The 18,671-nt window shown below is 69.0% G+C and carries 18 protein-coding genes; 14 read left to right on the top strand and 4 right to left on the bottom strand.

The window, feature by feature from the left end:
• The first annotated feature begins 8 nt into the window (after positions 1 to 8).
• The 3 genes from WS49_RS11480 (at position 9) to WS49_RS11470 (ending at position 2,561) form a co-directional block, all read left to right on the top strand.
• On the top strand, positions 9 to 764 hold the full coding sequence (locus WS49_RS11480) for an AzlC family ABC transporter permease (protein ID WP_059527992.1): 756 nt from the start codon (positions 9 to 11) through the stop codon (positions 762 to 764).
• Positions 761 to 1,084: an AzlD domain-containing protein gene (locus WS49_RS11475; protein ID WP_059527991.1), complete on the top strand. Its 324-nt coding sequence runs from the start codon at positions 761 to 763 to the stop codon at positions 1,082 to 1,084. Before WS49_RS11480 ends, WS49_RS11475 begins: the two co-directional genes overlap by 4 nt.
• A gap of 280 nt (positions 1,085 to 1,364) precedes the next feature.
• Positions 1,365 to 2,561 carry a phosphoglycerate kinase gene (locus WS49_RS11470; protein ID WP_059527988.1) on the top strand — a complete coding sequence of 399 codons (1,197 nt, stop codon included), beginning with the start codon at positions 1,365 to 1,367 and terminating at the stop codon, positions 2,559 to 2,561.
• 157 nt (positions 2,562 to 2,718) lie between these two features.
• Here the strand turns inward: WS49_RS11470 and WS49_RS36040 are convergent, their stop codons facing one another.
• Entirely contained in the window at positions 2,719 to 2,847 is a 129-nt protein-coding gene (locus WS49_RS36040) for a hypothetical protein (protein WP_256097633.1), read from the bottom strand.
• On the opposite strand from WS49_RS36040, the gene pyk reads away from it, so the two are divergent.
• The 6 genes from pyk to WS49_RS11440 all read left to right on the top strand — a co-directional run bounded on the left by pyk (position 2,846) and on the right by WS49_RS11440 (position 9,651).
• The gene (pyk, locus tag WS49_RS11465) at positions 2,846 to 4,282 is read left to right on the top strand and encodes a pyruvate kinase (protein ID WP_059447904.1); all 1,437 of its coding nucleotides are present in this window, start codon (positions 2,846 to 2,848) and stop codon (positions 4,280 to 4,282) included. The two genes, WS49_RS36040 and pyk, sit on opposite strands and share 2 nt — an antisense overlap.
• Before the next feature lie 310 nt (positions 4,283 to 4,592).
• Entirely contained in the window at positions 4,593 to 5,657 is a 1,065-nt protein-coding gene (fba, locus tag WS49_RS11460; protein ID WP_014896168.1) for a class II fructose-bisphosphate aldolase, read from the top strand.
• Positions 5,658 to 5,896: 239 nt separating this feature from the next.
• Positions 5,897 to 6,787, top strand: coding sequence for a phosphoribosylaminoimidazolesuccinocarboxamide synthase (locus tag WS49_RS11455; protein WP_059527985.1), 891 nt, complete (start codon positions 5,897 to 5,899; stop codon positions 6,785 to 6,787).
• 17 nt (positions 6,788 to 6,804) lie between these two features.
• On the top strand, positions 6,805 to 7,326 hold the full coding sequence (purE, locus tag WS49_RS11450; protein WP_012364611.1) for a 5-(carboxyamino)imidazole ribonucleotide mutase: 522 nt from the start codon (positions 6,805 to 6,807) through the stop codon (positions 7,324 to 7,326).
• A gap of 88 nt (positions 7,327 to 7,414) precedes the next feature.
• On the top strand, positions 7,415 to 8,611 hold the full coding sequence (locus tag WS49_RS11445; RefSeq protein WP_059527982.1) for a 5-(carboxyamino)imidazole ribonucleotide synthase: 1,197 nt from the start codon (positions 7,415 to 7,417) through the stop codon (positions 8,609 to 8,611).
• Positions 8,612 to 8,622: 11 nt separating this feature from the next.
• Positions 8,623 to 9,651, top strand: coding sequence for an L-threonylcarbamoyladenylate synthase (locus WS49_RS11440; RefSeq protein ID WP_059527979.1), 1,029 nt, complete (start codon positions 8,623 to 8,625; stop codon positions 9,649 to 9,651).
• Positions 9,652 to 9,738: 87 nt separating this feature from the next.
• Here the strand turns inward: WS49_RS11440 and WS49_RS11435 are convergent, their stop codons facing one another.
• The 3 genes from WS49_RS11435 to dacB all read right to left on the bottom strand — a co-directional run bounded on the left by WS49_RS11435 (position 9,739) and on the right by dacB (position 13,839).
• Positions 9,739 to 10,881 (bottom strand): SGNH/GDSL hydrolase family protein, encoded by a 1,143-nt coding sequence (locus tag WS49_RS11435; RefSeq protein WP_059527976.1) that lies wholly within the window; start codon positions 10,879 to 10,881, stop codon positions 9,739 to 9,741.
• Positions 10,882 to 10,975: 94 nt separating this feature from the next.
• Positions 10,976 to 11,890 (bottom strand): sterol desaturase family protein, encoded by a 915-nt coding sequence (locus tag WS49_RS11430; protein WP_059527973.1) that lies wholly within the window; start codon positions 11,888 to 11,890, stop codon positions 10,976 to 10,978.
• 416 nt (positions 11,891 to 12,306) lie between these two features.
• Positions 12,307 to 13,839, bottom strand: a complete 1,533-nt coding sequence (gene dacB, locus WS49_RS11425) for a D-alanyl-D-alanine carboxypeptidase/D-alanyl-D-alanine endopeptidase (protein WP_059527970.1) — start codon at positions 13,837 to 13,839, stop codon at positions 12,307 to 12,309.
• 183 nt (positions 13,840 to 14,022) lie between these two features.
• Here dacB and WS49_RS11420 point away from each other — a divergent pair, with 183 nt between their 5' ends.
• The 5 genes from WS49_RS11420 (at position 14,023) to WS49_RS11400 (ending at position 18,648) form a co-directional block, all read left to right on the top strand.
• On the top strand, positions 14,023 to 14,685 hold the full coding sequence (locus WS49_RS11420) for a response regulator (RefSeq protein ID WP_040141750.1): 663 nt from the start codon (positions 14,023 to 14,025) through the stop codon (positions 14,683 to 14,685).
• Positions 14,686 to 14,688: 3 nt separating this feature from the next.
• The gene (locus WS49_RS11415; protein ID WP_059527967.1) at positions 14,689 to 16,035 is read left to right on the top strand and encodes an ATP-binding protein; all 1,347 of its coding nucleotides are present in this window, start codon (positions 14,689 to 14,691) and stop codon (positions 16,033 to 16,035) included.
• Positions 16,036 to 16,135: 100 nt separating this feature from the next.
• Positions 16,136 to 17,620, top strand: coding sequence for a DegQ family serine endoprotease (locus WS49_RS11410; RefSeq protein WP_059527965.1), 1,485 nt, complete (start codon positions 16,136 to 16,138; stop codon positions 17,618 to 17,620).
• A gap of 94 nt (positions 17,621 to 17,714) precedes the next feature.
• On the top strand, positions 17,715 to 18,152 hold the full coding sequence (locus tag WS49_RS11405) for a carboxypeptidase-like regulatory domain-containing protein (RefSeq protein ID WP_059527962.1): 438 nt from the start codon (positions 17,715 to 17,717) through the stop codon (positions 18,150 to 18,152).
• 136 nt (positions 18,153 to 18,288) lie between these two features.
• The gene (locus WS49_RS11400; protein WP_059527959.1) at positions 18,289 to 18,648 is read left to right on the top strand and encodes a DUF427 domain-containing protein; all 360 of its coding nucleotides are present in this window, start codon (positions 18,289 to 18,291) and stop codon (positions 18,646 to 18,648) included.
• Positions 18,649 to 18,671 lie beyond the last annotated feature (23 nt).

Here is an 18,671-nt window from a genome sequence, read left to right as displayed (position 1 = left end):
CGCTTCCCATGCTCGCTCGATTCTCCGCCACCGACCGCTTCGCGCTGATCCAGGGCGCGCGCGACTATTCCCCGACACTGATGGCGATCCTGTCCTGGGGGCTCGTCACCGGGGTCGCGATGAGCAAGTCGGTGATGACGCTCGGGCAGGCGAGCGCGATGTCGATCTTCGTCTACGCGGGCTCGTCGCAGCTCGCGGTGCTGCCGCTCCTCGTCGCGAAGCTGCCGATCTGGACGATCCTGCTCACGGCCACGATGGTCAACATGCGCTTCGTGATCTTCAGCGCCGGGCTTGCGCCCCATTTTTCCTACCTGCCGCTGTGGCGGCGTCTCGCGATCGGCTATTTCAACGGCGACGTGATCTACCTGCTGTTCCAGAAACAGGGCTTCGCATACGGCCACGTGCCGGGCAAGGAGGCGTATTTCTGGGGGATGGCGCTCGCGAGCTGGGCGTCGTGGCAGGTGTCGTCGCTCGCCGGCATCCTGCTCGCGAGCTTCTTTCCCGCGAGCTGGGGGCTGGAGCTGGCCGGCACGCTCGCGCTGCTTCCGATCATGGTGTCGGCGGTCGCGAACCGCTCGACGCTCGCGGCCGTCGCGGTCGCGGGCATCGTGTCGCTGATCGCGTTCGACCTGCCGTACCGGCTCGCGCTGCCGATCGCGGTGCTGGCCGCGCTCGCGGCCGGGTGCATGGCCGATTTCTTCGTCGAACGCGCCGACTGGCGCCGCATCCGCACCGAAACCGTGCACGAAAAGGAAATCGAATGAGCGCGACGGAAATCTGGATCGTGATCGTCGGGATGACGATCGTCACGGCCGTCACGCGCGCGCTGTTCCTGATCGGCGGCGAACGCACCGTGCTGCCCGAGCGCGCGCAGCGTGCGCTGCGCTACGCGCCGGCCGCCGCGCTCGTCGCGGTCGTGCTGCCCGACGTGCTCGAAACGCCGGCCGGGCTGTCGTTCGCGCTGTCCAACCATCCGTTTTACGCCGCACTGGCCGGTCTCGGGTGGTTTTTGTGGCGGCGCAGCATGCTCGGCACGATCATCGTCGGGATGCTCGTCTTCACCGCGCTGCGGCTGATCTTCTGACGAATCGTCGTGGCCGCCCACCGGGCGCCGGCCGCTGGCGAACTCGTATTGTTGCGTTGCGGAAATGTGTCGACGGCCGCGCGCGATCCCAAATAGGCGGAATTCGCCGCCGCACGGGTCAGTCTGCCGGATGGATCGGCTAGAATGCCCGTTCGAGATTTTTTACCCGTGCGCGTCATGCGAACCGCCAGCCACGGCCGCATCCGGCGCCCTTTCGCGGCAGCCCGCGCACGTCCAGCGTGAACCCCCTTTCCCCATCCACTACTTCAATCTGTTCAACATGAGCCAAGTCAAGCGTCTTACCGACCTGATCGCCGCCGGCCAGCTCGCCGGCAAGCGGGTGTTCATCCGCGCCGACCTGAACGTCCCGCAGGACGATCACGGCAACATCACCGAAGACACGCGCGTGCGCGCGTCCGTGCCGGCCATCCAGGCCGCACTCGACGCCGGCGCGGCCGTGATGGTCACGTCGCACCTCGGTCGTCCGACCGAAGGCGAATTCAAGCCGGAAGACTCGCTCGCGCCGGTCGCGAAGCGTCTCGCCGAACTGCTCGGCCGTGACGTGCCGCTCGTCTCGAACTGGGTCGAGAACGGCGTGAACGTCGCGCCGGGCCAGGTCGTGCTGCTCGAGAACTGCCGCGTGAACAAGGGCGAGAAGAAGAATTCGGACGAGCTCGCGCAGAAGATGGCGAAGCTCTGCGACGTCTACGTGAACGACGCGTTCGGCACCGCGCACCGCGCGGAAGCGACCACCCACGGGATCGCGAAGTACGCGCCGGTCGCGTGCGCGGGCCCGCTGCTGGCCGCCGAACTCGACGCGCTCGGCAAGGCGCTCGGCAACCCGGCCCGCCCGCTGGTCGCGATCGTCGCCGGGTCGAAGGTGTCGACCAAGCTGACGATTCTCAAGTCGCTCGCCGGCAAGGTCGATCAGCTGATCGTCGGCGGCGGCATCGCGAACACGTTCATGCTCGCGGCCGGCCTGTCGATCGGCAAGTCGCTCGCGGAAGCCGATCTCGTCGCCGAGGCGAAGGCGATCATCGACGAGGCGCGCGAGCGCGGCGCGTCGGTGCCGATCCCGACCGACGTCGTGACGGCCAAGGAATTCTCGCCGACGGCCGCGGCCACGGTGAAGCAGGTCGCCGACATCGAAGTGGACGACATGATCCTCGACATCGGCCCGGATACCGCCAAGGCGCTCGCCAGCCAGCTCGAGAAGGCCGGCACGATCGTCTGGAACGGCCCGGTCGGCGTGTTCGAGTTCGACCAGTTCGGCAACGGCACCAAGACGCTCGCCGAAGCGATCGCCAAATCGTCCGCGTTCTCGATCGCGGGCGGCGGCGACACGCTCGCGGCCATCGCGAAGTACGGCATCCATGACCAGGTCAGCTACATCTCGACGGGCGGCGGCGCCTTCCTCGAGTTCCTCGAGGGGAAGAAGCTGCCGGCAGTGGAAGTGCTCGAAACGCGGGCGGCCTGAGCGTGGCGGCGCGCGCAGGGGTGACGAGGGCCGCGCGCTCCGCGAAGGCGGAGCAGCCGGCCGGCGCGGGCAAGCGCAAACGCGCGCCCGCGCGGGCGAACTCGACCCCGCGCGCACCGGCGGCCGCCGGCGACGCGGTCGTGCAGCACCACGAGATTCAGAACAAAGCGATGCCGGGCGCAAGCACCGGCACGCCCCCCGGAACGGCCGCCGCTGGGCCCGCCGATTCCGGCTCTCGCAGCGTTTCACCCAGCGCATCCACCTTGATCCAGATGAGGAGTTTCATGCAGCGCGCCACCAAGATAGTCGCCACGATCGGCCCGGCTTCCAGTTCGCCGGAGATTCTGCTGCAGATGATGCAGGCGGGCCTCGACGTCGTGCGGCTCAACTTTTCGCACGGCACGGCCGACGATCACCGCCAGCGCGCCGAGATGGTGCGCGAGGCCGCCCGCAAGGTCGGCCGCGAGATCGCGATCATGGCCGACCTCCAGGGCCCGAAGATCCGCGTCGGCAAGTTCGAGAACGGCAAGACGACCCTCGTGCCGGGCCAGGCCTTCATCCTCGACGCGGGCTGCGAACTCGGCAACGACGAGCGCGTCGGCCTCGACTACAAGGAACTGCCGCGCGACCTGAAGCCGGGCGACCTGCTGCTGCTGAACGACGGCCTGATCGTGCTGACCGTCGAGCGCGTGCTCGGCGACGAGATCCACACGATCGTCAAGGTGGGCGGCGAGCTGTCGAACAACAAGGGGATCAACCGCCAGGGCGGCGGCCTGTCGGCGCCCGCGCTGACCGCGAAGGACATGGAAGACATCCGCACGGCGATGTCGCTCGGCGCGGATCTGGTCGCGGTGTCGTTCCCGAAGAATGCGACGGACATGGAAATGGCGCGCCAGCTCGCGAACATCGCGGGCGCGCCGTACGGCATCAAGCCGAAGATGATCGCGAAGATCGAGCGCGCGGAGGCGATTCCGGCGCTGCAGAGCATTCTCGACGCGTCCGACGGCATCATGGTCGCGCGCGGCGACCTCGCGGTGGAAGTCGGTAACGCGGCCGTGCCGGCGCTGCAGAAGCGGATGATCCGGATGGCGCGCGAGTCGAACAAGCTCGTGATCACCGCGACGCAGATGATGGAATCGATGATCCACGCGCCGGTGCCGACCCGCGCGGAAGTGTCGGACGTCGCGAACGCGGTGCTCGACGGCACCGACGCGGTGATGCTGTCGGCCGAGACGGCCGCCGGCAAGTACCCGGTCGTCACGATCGAGACGATGGCGGCCGTGTGCGTCGAGGCGGAAAAGTCCGAGCACGTCGAGCTGGACAAGGATTTCCTCGACCGCACGTTTACGCGGATCGACCAGTCGATCGCGATGGGCGCGCTGTTCACCGCGTATCACCTCGGCGCGAAGGCAATCGTCGCGCTGACCGAATCGGGCGCGACCGCGCTGTGGATGTCGCGTCATTACACGCACGTGCCGATCTTCGCGCTGACGCCGCGCGTCGGCAGCGAGCGCACGATGGCGCTGTACCGCAACGTGACGCCGCTGCACGTCGACTTCAACAGCGACCGCGATTCGGCGCTGCAGGCGGCGCTCGAGATCGTCGTCAAGCAGGGCTACGTGCAGCACGGCGACATGGTCGTGCTGACCGTCGGCGAGCCGATGGGGCAGGCGGGCGGCACCAACACGCTGAAGATCGTGCGGGTCGGCGAGCATTATTGAGCGCCGGCATGCGCCGGGCCGGCCCGGCGGCCGGTCCACCGGCCGCCCGAGCCGATCGGGCACCGTTTTTTGACGAAAGCCGCGCGGGGTCTGATGCCCCGCGCGGCTTTTTTTCTGTTTTTTGGCCGGATTGTGCCGTGCGAAGGTAACAAATTGCGAGTACGCGCTACCGGCCGGTCGGAATCGGAGGCGCTTCGCGATAAAATGCGGCTATTCGACGCTCAGCCGCGCCGTGCCGCCCCGGTTTCGACGGGGCCGAGTGCCGCGCCGGCGTCAGGGCGCACCGGTTTTCATTCCAAGGAGTTCCACAATGCCTCTCGTATCAATGCGTCAATTGCTGGACCACGCGGCAGAGCACGGTTACGGCCTGCCGGCCTTCAACGTGAACAACCTGGAGCAGGTCCAGGCGATCATGGCGGCGGCGGATCAGGTCGGCGCGCCCGTGATCATGCAGGCATCGGCCGGCGCGCGTAAGTACGCGGGCGAGCCGTTCCTGCGCCACCTGATCGAAGCGGCGGTCGAGTCGTATCCGCACATCCCGGTCGTGATGCACCAGGACCACGGCCAGTCGCCGGCCGTGTGCATGGGCGCGATCCGCAGCGGTTTCACCAGCGTGATGATGGACGGTTCGCTCGAAGCCGACGGCAAGACGGTCGCCTCGTACGAATACAACGTCGACGTGTCGCGCAAGGTCGTCGAGATGGCGCACTCGATCGGCGTGACGGTCGAAGCCGAACTCGGCGTGCTCGGCTCGCTCGAGACGATGAAGGGCGACAAGGAAGACGGCCACGGCGCGGAAGGCACGATGACCCGCGAGCAACTGCTGACCGATCCGGAGCAGGCCGCCGACTTCGTGAAGCTCACGCAGTGCGACGCGCTCGCGATCGCGATCGGTACGTCGCACGGCGCGTACAAGTTCTCGAAGAAGCCGACGGGCGACATCCTGTCGATCCAGCGCATCAAGGAAATCCACGCACGTATCCCGAACACGCACCTGGTGATGCACGGTTCGTCGTCGGTGCCGCAGGAACTGCTGGCCGAGATCCGCGAATTCGGCGGCGACATGAAGGAAACCTACGGCGTGCCGGTCGAGGAAATCCAGGAAGGCATCAAGCACGGCGTGCGCAAGATCAACATCGACACCGACCTGCGTCTCGCGATCACCGGCGCGATCCGCCGCTACCTGTTCGAGAACCCGGGCAAGTTCGATCCGCGCGACTACCTGAAGCCCGCGCGCGAAGCGGCGAAGCAGGTGTGCGTCGACCGCTACCTCGCGTTCGGCTGCGAAGGCCAGGCCGCGAAGATCAAGCCGGTGTCCCTCGACAAGATCGCCGAGCAGTACAAGTCCGGCGCGCTTGCGCAGGTCGTGCGCTGAGACTGTAGTACGATTGCCCCGCCCGGTCTTGCCGCCGGGCCGGGGCTGGCCGCCCGCCCGGGCGCCGGATTCGATCCGGCCCTCGGGGCGGCCGTTCCGTCCGGCCGAACAAGGGCCGGCCGGCAGCCGGCGGGCCTGATCGCCCGCCGGTTCGCCGACGCATTGCAAGACCGCCGTTCCCGCCTGCCGCGGGGAACGGCGTTTCCCTTTTTGTTTGGCTCCTTATCTGCGAAAAGACGATGTCTACCCTTTACGAATCCACGCTCCGCTCGCTGCCGCTCCTCGGTCGCGGCAAGGTCCGCGACAACTACGCGGTCGGCAACGACAAGCTCCTGATCGTCACGACGGATCGCCTGTCGGCATTCGACGTGATCATGGGCGAGCCGATTCCGAACAAGGGCCGCGTGCTGAACCAGATGGCGAACTTCTGGTTCGACAAGCTCGCGCACATCGTGCCGAACCACCTGACGGGCGACGCGCCGGAAGCGGTCGTCGCGGCCGACGAGGTCGAGCAGGTCAAGGGCCGCGCCGCGGTCGTCAAGCGCCTCGAGCCGATCATGATCGAGGCGGTCGTGCGCGGCTACCTGGCCGGCAGCGGCTGGAAGGAATACCAGGAGTCGGGCGCCGTGTGCGGCGTGAAGCTGCCGGAAGGCCTGCAGAACGCGCAGAAGCTGCCCGAGCCGATCTTCACGCCGGCCGCGAAGGCCGAGCTCGGCGAGCACGACGAGAACATCACGTTCGAGGAAACCGAGCGCCGCATCGGCACCGAGCTGGCCGCGACGATCCGCGACATCTCGATCCGCCTGTACAAGGAAGCGGCCGACTACGCGGCGACGCGCGGCATCATCATCGCCGACACGAAGTTCGAATTCGGCCTCGACAATCACGGCAAGCTGTACCTGATGGACGAAGTGCTGACGGCCGATTCGTCGCGCTTCTGGCCGGCCGACCAGTACCAGGTCGGCACCAACCCGCCGTCGTTCGACAAGCAGTTCGTGCGCGACTGGCTCGAGGCGCAGCCGTGGGGCAAGACCGCGCCGGCACCGGCACTGCCGGCCGACGTCGTCGAGAAGACGGCCGCGAAGTACCAGGAAGCGCTCGAGCGCATCACCGGCCAGCCGCTCGCCTGAAGGAAGGAACGCACGAAATGAGTGAAGTCCAGACTGCCCACACGCACAGCGCGCCGCTCGTCGGCGTGCTGATGGGTTCGAGTTCCGACTGGGACGTGATGAAGAACGCGGTCGCGATCCTGCAGGAATTCGGCGTGCCGTACGAAGCGAAGGTCGTGTCCGCGCACCGGATGCCCGACGAGATGTTCGACTACGCGGAGAAGGCGCGCGAGCGCGGGCTGCGCGCGATCATTGCGGGCGCCGGCGGTGCCGCGCACCTGCCCGGCATGCTGGCCGCGAAAACCACGGTGCCGGTGCTCGGCGTACCGGTCGCGAGCAAGTACCTGAAGGGCGTCGATTCGCTGCACTCGATCGTGCAGATGCCGAAGGGCGTGCCGGTCGCGACGTTCGCGATCGGCGAGGCCGGCGCCGCGAACGCCGCGCTGTTCGCGGTGTCGATTCTGTCCGGCACGTCGGTCGACTACGCGAACCGCCTCGCCGCATTCCGCGTGCGCCAGAACGAAGCCGCGCACGCGATGGTGCTGCCGCCGCTCGCATGACGGCGCACCGGCGGCCGCACTGCCGTTCCAGCGGCCGCCAGATCCTCATCACTGCGGCGGGCAGCGCCCGCCGCGACCGACCACTGACATGACCGCAACTCCTGATTCCGTTTCCCCGATCCTGCCCGGCGCGTGGCTGGGCATGGTCGGCGGCGGCCAGCTCGGCCGCATGTTCTGCTTTGCCGCCCAGTCGATGGGCTATCGCGTCGCCGTGCTCGATCCCGATCCGACGAGCCCCGCCGGCGCGGTCGCCGACCGTCACCTGCGCGCGGCCTACGACGACGAAGCCGCGCTCGCCGAACTGGCTGGGCTGTGCGATGCCGTGTCGACGGAATTCGAGAACGTGCCGGCCGCGAGCCTCGATTTCCTCGCGCGCACGACGTTCGTCGCGCCGGCCGGCCGCTGCGTCGCGGTCGCGCAGGACCGGATCGCGGAGAAGCGTTTCATCGAGGCGTCGGGCGTGCCGGTCGCACCGCACGTCGTGATCGAATCGGCGGCGGCGCTCGCCGCGCTCGACGATGCCGCGCTCGACGCGGTGCTGCCGGGCATCCTGAAGACGGCGCGCCTCGGTTACGACGGCAAGGGCCAGGTGCGCGTGAACACCGCGCGGGAAGCGCGCGACGCGCATGCGTCGCTCGGCGGCGTGCCGTGTGTGCTGGAGAAGCGCCTGCCGCTGAAATACGAAGTGTCGGCGCTGATCGCGCGCGGCGCGGACGGCCGCTCGGCCGCATTCCCGCTCGCGCAGAACGTGCATCACAACGGCATCCTCGCGCTGACCGTCGTGCCGGCGCCGGCCGCCGATGCCGCGCGCGTCGAGGAGGCGCAGCAGGCAGCCGTCCGGATCGCCGATACGCTCGGCTACGTCGGCGTGCTCTGCGTCGAATTCTTCGTGCTGGAAGACGGCTCGTTCGTCGCGAACGAAATGGCGCCGCGCCCGCACAACTCCGGCCACTACACGGTCGATGCGTGCGCAACGAGCCAGTTCGAGCAGCAGGTGCGCGCGATGACGCGCATGCCGCTCGGCAATCCGCGCCAGCATTCGCCGGCCGCGATGCTGAACATCCTCGGCGACGTGTGGTTCCCGAACGGCGCCGCGGCCGAGGCCGTCACGCCGCCGTGGGACACGGTCGCCGCGATGCCGGCCGCGCACCTGCACCTGTACGGCAAGGAAGAAGCGCGCGTCGGCCGCAAGATGGGCCACGTGAACTTCACGGCCGAGACGCGCGACGATGCCGTTGCCGCCGCCACCGCGTGCGCGCAGCTGCTGCGCGTGCCGCTCGACTGAGGCGCCAGCCGATGTCTATCGATCTCCCGAACTCCGTGACGCCCGCGCAGATCGACGCGGCTGCCGCGCTGCTCGACGCGGGGCAACTCGTCGCGTTCCCGACCGAAACCGTGTACGGGCTCGGCGGCGACGCGGCGAATCCCGAGGCCGTCGCGCGCATCTACGCGGCGAAGGGGCGTCCGGCGAACCATCCGGTGATCGTGCACCTGCCGCCCGGCGGCGATCCCGGTTACTGGGTCGAAGACCTGCCGGCCGATGCGCGGGCGCTGATCGATGCATTCTGGCCGGGCCCGCTGACGCTGATCCTGAAGCGCCATGCGCGCATTCCGGACGCCGTGAGCGGCGGCCAGGATTCGGTCGGCCTGCGCTGTCCGTCGCATCCGGTCGCGCAGGCGCTGCTCGCGGCGTTCAGCGCGAGGCGCGGCGGCCACGGCGGCGTCGCGGCGCCGTCCGCGAACCGCTTCGGTCACGTGAGCCCGACCACCGCTCAACACGTGCGCGACGAATTCGGCGACACCGTGCACGTGCTCGATGGCGGCCCGTCGGAAGTCGGCATCGAATCGACGATCCTCGACCTGTCGCGCGGCTTCCCGGCGCTGCTGCGCCCCGGCCACGTGACGCCGCAGCAGATCGCCGACGTGCTCGGCCGCGCGCCGCGCCTGCCCGACGGCAGCGACGCGACCGCACCGCGCGCGTCGGGCACGCTGAAGGCGCATTACGCGCCGCGCACGCCGCTCGCGCTGCTGCCGTTCGATGCGCTCGAGCCGCTGCTCGCGGCGGCGCAGACCGATGGCGAACGTGTCGCGCTCGTCGCACGCGCGTCGCGCGCGGGACGCTGGGCGCAGGCCGACGGCGTGCATTTCGTCGCGGCGCCGGAAGATCCGCAGGCGTATGCGCGCGACCTGTACGGCATGCTGCGCGCGCTCGACCGCGCGCAGGTCGCCCGCATCCTCGTCGAGAAACTGCCCGAGACCGTCGAATGGATCGCGGTCAACGATCGCCTCGGTCGTGCGGCCGCCGCGTTCGAAGCGCGCGACTGACGCAGCCGTTCGTATCCGCTCGTGAAATGAAAAACGCCCGACCGGCGAACCGGTCGGGCGTTTTCGTTTGCGCGCGTGGCGCGCGGCTTACTTGCCGACGCCCGAGGCCGCGATCTGCTGCTGGACGTACTGCGCGAACAGCGCGTGCAGGCGCGTCGTCGGGTGGACCGTGTCGGCGAACATGTAGGTCTGGTCCGCGTTGGCGGTCGTGTAGGTCTGCGGCGAGCAGAACAGCGACGAGCCGAAGGCGGTCGCGTCCGCGACGCCGTACTGGGTCGCCGCCGCGACCATCGCCTTCAGGTTGCATGCGGTGTCGGTGTTCGACACGCTGAAGCCGTTCGCCTGGTAGTTGGCCGCGATGCCGTCCTGCCACTTGAACGCATCGACCACCGCGTACTTCGTCGTGTCGACCTTCAGCGCGGCGAGCGTGCCGACCAGCGTCTGGTTGAACAGCCCCGACAGCTGCGTGAACGCGGCTTGCGTCTGCGGGCCGCCTTGCAGCGCGAGCGGCGTGCCGCCGATGTCCGGCACCGTCGCGACGAACACGTGCGACGCGCCGGCCGCGACGATCTGCTGGACGATGCCGCCGAGCTGCTGCGCGGCGAGGCCGATCGCCTGCGCGGCCGCGAGCTGCGCGGCCGGCGTGTTGCCCTGCGCCTGCGCGACCTGTGCCTGATAGAAGATGTCGTTGGCGCCGCCGTTGATCAGCACGATCTGGCCGGCGTTGAAGCTGCCGTGCTGCGTCAGGTATTGCTTGACCTGGTCGGCGATCGGGGTCGTCGTGGCCTGCGCGTAGTCGGCGTTCGGCACGCTCGAGGCCGCGTGGCCGATACCCGGTTGCAGCGTCACGCGCGAGCCGCCCTGCGCGTAGCCGAGGCCGCCCGTGGCCTGCAGCGGAATACCGAAGCCACCCTGGTTCGCGGGCTGCAGCGTGTCGCCGTAGTACTGCGCGACGTCCTGCGTCCACACCTGGCCGGGGTTGGTCGTGAAGCGGCCGCCGCCGAAGCCGAGCTTGATCTGCGAGTAGGTGCCGGCGTCCGACAGGCTGTCGCCGAACGACACGACCTGCATCTTCACGCCGGACGGCGGCGTGTTCGACGCGCTGCTGTTGTTGTCGTCGCCGCCGCCGCACGCGGCGAGCAGGGCGAGCGCGGCGCCCGCGATCGCGACCTGCGCGGTGCGCAGCAGGCGTTGACGGGTGCGCGACGGGAATTGTCGTTGTGACTGCATCGTTCGATCTCCTCGTAGATATGGCCCGATGTGTTTCTCATCTGCCGCGCGCCGGCTCGGATCCGGGCTGCGCGGCGGCCGTTGGCTGAAACGGTTATTGGTCGCGTACGGCCGCAAGCGGCACGGTGCGCGGATCGCGATTCGCGGCCTCGGCGATCTGCGCATGATAAGCGCTCGCCCATTCGGGCGGGCCGAAAATCGCGCGCAGCTTGTTGCGCCATCCGTGGACGCGCAACGCGTCGGCCGCCATCGACACCCACTCGTGAAACGTCGCGACGAGCGGATTGTTCGAGCCGAGCGGCTCGACGATTCCGTATTGCGGCGGATCGTCGGGCGACTCCTCGACGTAGCTGCCGAACAGGCGGTCCCAGATCACGAGCACACCTGCGTAATTGCGGTCGATGTAGCGCGGATTACGTGCGTGGTGCGCGCGATGAATCGACGGCGTGTTGAACACGTATTCGAGCCAGCCGAGCTTGCCGATCGCCTGCGTGTGCACGAAGAACTGGAACGCGAGGTTGATCAGCACGATGCCGACGATCTGCTGCGGCGGAAAGCCGAGGAACGCGAGCGGCAGCCAGAACGCCCACATGCCCGCGACGGGATACATCAGGCTCTGCCGGAACGCGGTCGAGAAATTCATCCGCTCGGACGAGTGATGCACGACGTGCGCGGCCCACAGCCAGCGCACGCGATGGCTCGCGCGATGGAACACGTAGTAGAGGAAGTCCTGGCCGACGAACAGCACGGCGAACGACAGCCAGCCGTCGTGCCACGTGAACAGCCGGAAATGTGCGTAGCAGTACGCATAAACGGGGATCACGAACAGCCACGCGAGCTTGTCGGCGCCCTGGTGCATCAGGGCGAGCGCCGCGTTGCACAGCGTGTCGCGCCACGCATAGACATGGTCCTGCGCACGCGTGCGGGCGAGGTGCCAGGCTTCCCACGCGATGCAGAGCAGGAAGACGGGCGCCAGCGCGAGCAGAAGCAATTCGACGTCGAATCGCATGGACGTGTCTCCTCCTTTCCCCTGCAAGCCGTGAGGCCGGGCGTACGGCCCGTTGTAGATATCGGTCAGGCCAACAGCCTACGCAATCGCCACGCGCTAGGCGAGGGGGGAGCGTAGAGGGTTCCCTCAGAGCGCCCCCAAACCTGTCGCTTCGCGCCAGGCCCCCCGAGGGGGCAAGAAAACCTGGGGCGGCCCGGCGTTTTCTTGAGGACAGGGTTTCTACGGAAGTCATGCGCAACGGGGCCGCGCGGTGCGGCCCCGTTTTGCGGGCACGGCTGGCGGCCCGTGCGCGGCGCGCTGGCGGCCGGGGCCGTTTCAAACCATGCGGGGCGAAACCCCGGGGGCGGGACGTCTCCCCGTGATCGACGCAAGCCGACAGCCGGGCATGCGTGCGCCGCGTCGCGGCGAGTGCGTCGTCAGTGCGCGCCCGCGTAGATCCATTCGAGCAGCGTGTCGTGCGCGGCGCGCGCGGCTTCGGCGTGATCGTCGTTGATGAAGCTGACGACGATGTAGCTCTGGCCGTCGGCGCCCGCGACGTAGCCCGCGATCGCGCGCACGTCGCGCAGCGTGCCGGTCTTGATGTGCGCGTTGCCGAGCACGCCGGCGTTGGTCAGGCGGTTCTTCATCGTGCCGTCGATGCCGGCGATCGGCAGCGAATCGATAAACGCCTGCGCGACGGGGCTCGCGTTCGCGGCCTGCAGCAGCGCGGCGAGCGACTGCGCGCTCACGTGCTCCTCGCGCGACAGGCCCGAGCCGTTCTCGAGATCGAGGTCGGGCATCGCGATTCCGCTCTTCTGCAGGAACGCGTGAATCGCGCGGCTCGACTGCTCGGGGCTCGCGGGCGGCTTGCCGGCGGCCGCGCCGATCGTCAGGAACAGGTTGCGCGCCATCACGTTGTTGCTGAACTTGTTGATGTCGTAGACGATGCTGCCGAGCACGGGGCTGTGATGGACGGCGAGCGGGCGCGCGGCGGTCGGTACCTTGCCTTCGCTGACGGGGCCCGCGATCGTCCCGCCGTCCTGCTGCCACAGCGCGAGGAAGCCGCGCGCGAAGAACGTCGTGTGATCGAGGATCGCGAGGTTGGTCGTGTGCGCACCGCAGCGCAGCGGATAGTCGCCGGCGAACGACGCGGTCATGATCCCGCCGCCGGCCGACAGCGTCGGGCGCGCGGCAGCGGCAGCCGCGCCGCACGACCCGGTGCCTTCGTACAGCTGATTGTCGATCGACAGGTTCGCGAGCGGCGGCAGCACGTCGACGGCGATCTTGCCGTCGTCGCCCGGCGTGACCGTGAACGACACGGCCTTGAACGCATACAACAGCGGATCGGGGCCGACGTTGTACGGTGCGCTCGCATCATCGTCGAACGACGGCAGGTCGCGCGTCGACGCGGCGAAATAGCTCTTGTCGAGCACGAGCCCGCCGGCCACGCGCTTGACGCCGGCCTTGCGGATCTTGTCGACGAGGTCGATCAGTTCCTCCGGTACGAGCTTCGGATCGCCGGTGCCCTTGATGTACAGGTTGCCCTGCAGCGTGCCGTCCGGATCGACCGGGCCGTCCGCGTACGCGGTCGTGCGCCAGCGGTAGTCGGGGCCGAGGATCGACAGGCCCGAGAAGGTCGTGACGAGCTTCATCGTCGACGCCGGCATCATCGGTCGGTTCGCATTCCATGCGATCAGCGGCTCGGGGTCGCCGACGCGCTCGACGACGACGCTCATCGCCGATGCCGGCACCTTCGCGCGCTGCAGCGCGACGAGTACGGACGCCGGCAGGCCGGCCGCCCGCGCGGCGGGCGACACGACGGCGGTCTTGCGCGCTTCCTTGTGGGGCTTCTTGCGGGCCTGCGCGGACGGCGCGAACGCAAGGGCCGTGCAGGTGGCGACGACGGCGGCCGCGCGCAGGAACGGGCGGGCGCGGGGGGCGAACCGGGCGGAAAGATCGGAAATCGGCATGGGCGAATACGGGAAAAGCACGGGATTCGGGCAGGGCGCGCGCGGCGCCGGAGCGCACATTGTAGAGACAAGTGCGCACACGCCCCTTGCAATCCGCCTTTCTGTTGCATTGCACGGGGCGCACGCGTTTCGCGGCGCTACAATGGTCGCCATGTTTCACTCGCCCGATGGGTTCCAGCTCCGATGCGGATTCTGCTTGTTGAAGACGATCGAATGATTGCCGAGGGCGTACGCAAGGCGTTGCGCGCCGACGGCTTCGCAGTCGACTGGGTGCAGGACGGCGACGCCGCGCTCACGGCGCTCGGCGGCGAGACGTACGACCTTTTGCTGCTCGACCTCGGCCTGCCGAAGCGCGACGGCATCGACGTGCTGCGCACTTTGCGCGCGCGCGGGCTGTCGTTGCCGGTGCTGATCGTCACCGCGCGCGACGCGGTGGCCGATCGCGTGAAGGGGCTCGACGCGGGCGCCGACGACTACCTCGTCAAGCCGTTCGACCTCGACGAACTGGGCGCGCGGATGCGCGCGCTGATCCGCCGCCAGGCGGGGCGCAGCGAGTCGCTGATCCGTCACGGCGCGCTGACGCTCGATCCCGCGTCGCATCAGGTGACGCTCGACGGCGCGCCCGTCGCGCTGTCCGCGCGCGAGTTCGCGCTGCTCGAGGCGCTGCTCGCGCGGCCCGGCGCGGTGCTGTCGAAGAGCCAGCTCGAGGAAAAGATGTACGGCTGGGGCGAGGAGATCGGCAGCAACACGGTCGAGGTCTACATCCACGCGCTGCGCAAGAAGCTCGGCTCGGACCTGATCCGCAACGTGCGCGGGCTCGGCTACATGGTCGTCAAGGAAAGCTGACGCGTGAGGTCGATTCGTCATCAATTGCTGATCTGGCTGCTCGCGATCGTCGTCGCGGGCGTGGGCGCCGCGGGCTGGCTCATCTATCGGCAGGCGCTCGCCGAGGCGAACGAGCTGTTCGACTACCAGCTGCAGGAAATTGCCGCGGCGCTGCCGTCCGAGCCGTTTTCGCAGGTGTTCGGTTCGCGCACCAACGGCGACGAAGGCATCGTGATCCAGATCTGGAACCGCAACGGCGTGCTGATGTACTTCTCGCATCCGCGTGCGCCGATCGCGCCGCGCGCGGAGCTCGGCTTCTCGACCGAGCGCACCGATCGCGGCGAATGGCGTGTGTACGGCGCGATCGTCGGCGACAACGTCGTGCAGCTCGCGCAGCCGCTGTCGGTGCGCAACCGGCTCGCCGCGAACGTGGCGCTGCGCACGCTGTGGCCGCTGATCGTGCTGCTGCCGTTCCTCGGCGCGGCGGTCTGGGTGATCGTCGGGCGCGGGCTCGCGCCGCTCGGCCGCGTGACGCGCGCGGTCGAGGCGCGTCGGCCGGAAGCGCTCGATCCGTTGCCCGATGCGCGTCTGCCGCTCGAGGTGCAGCCGCTCGTGCGTGCGCTGAACGGGCTGCTCGCGCGGCTGTCGGCGGCGCTCGACACGCAGAAGGCCTTCGTCGCCGATGCCGCGCACGAACTGCGCACGCCGCTCGCGGCCGTGCAGATCCAGGCGCAGCTCGTCGCGCGCGCGAAGGACGACACGTCGCGCCGCGAGGCGGTCGCCGATCTGCAGGCCGGCGTCACGCGCGCGACGCGCCTCGCCGAGCAGTTGCTCGCGCTGGCGCGCGCCGAACCGGACGGCGCGACGATGCGCGAGCCGGTCGATCTGCAGGCGCTGCTCGTCGAATGCGTGGCCGCGCATGCGCCGCTCGCGCAACGGCACAGCATCGATCTCGGCTTCGAGGAGAGCAGCGCGGCGACCGTCGTCGCGGATGTCGGCGCGTTGCGCGTGATGTTCGGCAACCTGCTCGACAACGCGGTGAAGTACACGCCGGACGGCGGCCGCATCGACGTGTCGCTGACTCGCGACGCGGCCGGCCGCGTGTGCGTGCAGATCGGCGACAGCGGCCCCGGCATCCCGGCCGACGAGCGCGAGCGCGTGTTCGACCGCTTCTACCGCGACAGCTCCGCGCGGGCGCGCGCCGACGTGTCGGGCAGCGGGCTCGGGCTGGCGATCGTCAAGCGCGTCGCGGCGCAGCAGGGCGCGACGGTGACGCTCGGCGACGCGGCCGCGGGCGGCCTGCTCGTGAGCGTCGTGTTCCGCGACGCCGAGATGCCGGCGCAGGTGCCGCAGGCATCCGAATCCGTATGACGAACGGCGCCGGCGGTGGCCTAAGCCCCGTTTAAGGTCGATTAAGCCTCCTTTAAGTCAGGGTCGTTACGCTGCGTCCTAACAAAGAGGAGGTCCTACGATGAACACCCGATTCCTTGCGCGCGGCGCCGTCGCGGTCGCCGTGGCGGCTGCCCTGTCCGCCGGCTATGTCGCAGGCACCCGCCGTGCCGATCCGCAGATCATCACGCCCGCGCAGGCCGCCGCGCTGATGCCGGCCGAGGCCGCGGCGAAGACCGGCATTCCCGATTTCTCCGGGCTGGTCGAAACCTACGGCCCGGCGGTCGTGAACATCAGCGCGAAGCACGTCGTGAAGCAGGTGTCGCGGCGCGTGCCGCAGCCGCAGCTGCCGATGGATCCGAGCGATCCGTTCTACCAGTTCTTCAAGCACTTCTACGGCCAGATGCCGGGCATGGGCGGCGACACGCAGCCGGACGACCAGCCGAGCGCGAGCCTCGGTTCGGGATTCATCGTCAGCGCGGACGGGTACATCCTCACCAACGCGCACGTGATCGACGGCGCGAACGTCGTCACGGTCAAGCTGACCGACAAGCGCGAGTACAAGGCGAAGGTCGTCGGCGCCGACAAGCAGTCCGACGTCGCGGTGCTGAAGATCGACGCGAGCGGCCTGCCGACCGTGAAGATCGGCGATCCGGCACAGAGCAAGGTCGGCCAGTGGGTCGTCGCGATCGGTTCGCCGTACGGCTTCGACAACACGGTCACGTCCGGCATCATCAGCGCGAAATCGCGCTCGCTGCCCGACGAGAACTACACGCCGTTCATCCAGACCGACGTGCCCGTGAACCCCGGCAACTCGGGCGGCCCGCTGTTCAACCTGCAGGGCGAGGTGATCGGCATCAACTCGATGATCTATTCGCAGACGGGCGGCTTCCAGGGCCTGTCGTTCGCGATCCCGATCAACGAGGCGATCAAGGTCAAGGACGAGCTCGTGAAGACGGGCCACGTGAGCCGCGGCCGCCTCGGCGTCGCCGTGCAGGGGCTGAACCAGACGCTCGCGAGCTCGTTCGGGCTGCAGAAGCCGGACGGCGCGCTCGTCAGCTCGGTGGACCCGAACGGCCCGGCCGCGAAAGCGGGCTTGCAGCCGGGCGACGTGATTCTCGCGGTCAACGGCTCGCCGGTTGCCGATTCCACGTCGCTGCCCGCGCAGATCGCGAACCTGAAGCCGGGCTCGAAGGCCGATCTGCAGGTGTGGCGCGACAAGTCGAAGAAGTCGATCAGCGTGACGCTCGGCGCGATGTCCGACGCGAAGCTGGCCTCGAACGACGGCGGCCCCGTCGAGCAGGGGCGCCTCGGCGTCGCGGTGCGTCCGCTCACGCCGCAGGAGCGCAGCGCCACCAGCCTGTCGCACGGGCTGATCGTGCAGCAGGCCGGCGGTCCGGCAGCCAGCGCGGGCATCCAGCCCGGCGACGTGATCCTCGCGGTGAACGGCCGCCCGGTCACGAGCCCCGAGCAGTTGCGCGACGCGGTCAAGGGAGCGGGCAACAGTCTTGCTCTCCTGATCCAGCGCGATAATGCACAGATCTTCGTGCCGGTCGACCTGAGCTGACCGGCGGCCGCTGCGGGCCGGCTTCGCCGGCCTTGGCGGGCGCTGCCGGCGTTCGGCCCGTGGTGCTGTGTTCCGACCCGAAAAGGAGGGAGCCATGCAATATCTACGCAACGTGTCCCGATTTGCCGCCGCCGCGGCGCTGGCCGCCGGCTTCGCCGTCGCCGCGCCCGGCGCGTACGCGCAATCGGACGGCTTGCCCGCGGCGAGCCAGCAGGGCGATGTCAGCTACGTGTCGGGTGGCATCGGCAAGGATCAATCGACGGCATTCGAGCAGAGCGAAGCGGCGTGGCCGCTCGCACTGCGCTTCACCGGCAAGGGTGGCGAATTCCTGGCCGACGTCCATGTGCGGATCGTCGACGGCAAGGGCACCGAGTTGCTGACGACGGATGCGCGCGGGCCGTACATGCTCGTGAAGCTGCCGCCTGGGCGCTACACCGTGCACGCGTCGTACCAGGGCAGCGACGAATCGCGCGCGGTCACGGTCGGTGCGAAGGGCGGGGCGAAGGCCGCATTCCAGTGGAGTGCGCAGTAGCGTATCGCGCGGGCGCGGCCAGACCGCGCAATCGGAGGCGGTTTCGCCCATAATGAGAGCCACGGCACCTGTGCCGTGGCTTTTTCGTTTCGTGCGCCCGGCTTGCCCGCCGGGGCCGCCGTCCGGAGGAGAAACGATGTCCGACGCTGCCGACCCTCGCCTCGAGATCGTGCCGAACCGCCACCGCGTGCGCGTGATCCATCGCGGCATCACGTATGCCGATTCGCACGGCGCGCTGACCGTGCGCGAAACGGGCCTGCCGGACATCCATTACCTGCCGCGCGGCGACGTCAACATGCACCGGCTCGTGAAGTCGAGCGTCACGACGGATTGTCCGGTGAGGGGCCGTGCGGTGTATTTCAACCTGCAGACGGAAGACGGCGTGATCGAGAACGCCGCATGGAGTTACGAGGCACCGGGGGAGACCGCGTCCGCGCTGGCGCACTACGTCGCCTTCGATGTCGCGCGGGTCGACAGTCTCATCGAGACGTCCTGATGCGGCGCGCGTTCATCGGGGAG

It is taken from the genome of Burkholderia sp. RF7-non_BP4 (assembly GCF_001521935.1).
GTDB lineage: Bacteria > Pseudomonadota > Gammaproteobacteria > Burkholderiales > Burkholderiaceae > Burkholderia > Burkholderia diffusa.
Note: the sequence above shows the minus strand (reverse complement) of the source record. Positions and strands in the feature narration are given on the sequence as shown.

Bases quoted from the DNA above. Each gene is read 5' to 3' on its own strand.
- WS49_RS11480 (WP_059527992.1), top strand. From the start codon at position 9: ATGCTCGCTCGATTCTCCGCCACCGACCGCTTCGCGCTGATCCAGGGC.
- WS49_RS11475 (WP_059527991.1), top strand. From the start codon at position 761: ATGAGCGCGACGGAAATCTGGATCGTGATCGTCGGGATGACGATCGTC.
- WS49_RS11470 (WP_059527988.1), top strand. From the start codon at position 1,365: ATGAGCCAAGTCAAGCGTCTTACCGACCTGATCGCCGCCGGCCAGCTC.
- pyk (WP_059447904.1), top strand. From the start codon at position 2,846: ATGCAGCGCGCCACCAAGATAGTCGCCACGATCGGCCCGGCTTCCAGT.
- WS49_RS36040 (WP_256097633.1), bottom strand. From the start codon at position 2,847: ATGAAACTCCTCATCTGGATCAAGGTGGATGCGCTGGGTGAAACGCTG.
- fba (WP_014896168.1), top strand. From the start codon at position 4,593: ATGCCTCTCGTATCAATGCGTCAATTGCTGGACCACGCGGCAGAGCAC.
- WS49_RS11455 (WP_059527985.1), top strand. From the start codon at position 5,897: ATGTCTACCCTTTACGAATCCACGCTCCGCTCGCTGCCGCTCCTCGGT.
- purE (WP_012364611.1), top strand. From the start codon at position 6,805: ATGAGTGAAGTCCAGACTGCCCACACGCACAGCGCGCCGCTCGTCGGC.
- WS49_RS11445 (WP_059527982.1), top strand. From the start codon at position 7,415: ATGACCGCAACTCCTGATTCCGTTTCCCCGATCCTGCCCGGCGCGTGG.
- WS49_RS11440 (WP_059527979.1), top strand. From the start codon at position 8,623: ATGTCTATCGATCTCCCGAACTCCGTGACGCCCGCGCAGATCGACGCG.
- WS49_RS11435 (WP_059527976.1), bottom strand. From the start codon at position 10,881: ATGCAGTCACAACGACAATTCCCGTCGCGCACCCGTCAACGCCTGCTG.
- WS49_RS11430 (WP_059527973.1), bottom strand. From the start codon at position 11,890: ATGCGATTCGACGTCGAATTGCTTCTGCTCGCGCTGGCGCCCGTCTTC.
- dacB (WP_059527970.1), bottom strand. From the start codon at position 13,839: ATGCCGATTTCCGATCTTTCCGCCCGGTTCGCCCCCCGCGCCCGCCCG.
- WS49_RS11420 (WP_040141750.1), top strand. From the start codon at position 14,023: ATGCGGATTCTGCTTGTTGAAGACGATCGAATGATTGCCGAGGGCGTA.
- WS49_RS11410 (WP_059527965.1), top strand. From the start codon at position 16,136: ATGAACACCCGATTCCTTGCGCGCGGCGCCGTCGCGGTCGCCGTGGCG.
- WS49_RS11405 (WP_059527962.1), top strand. From the start codon at position 17,715: ATGCAATATCTACGCAACGTGTCCCGATTTGCCGCCGCCGCGGCGCTG.
- WS49_RS11400 (WP_059527959.1), top strand. From the start codon at position 18,289: ATGTCCGACGCTGCCGACCCTCGCCTCGAGATCGTGCCGAACCGCCAC.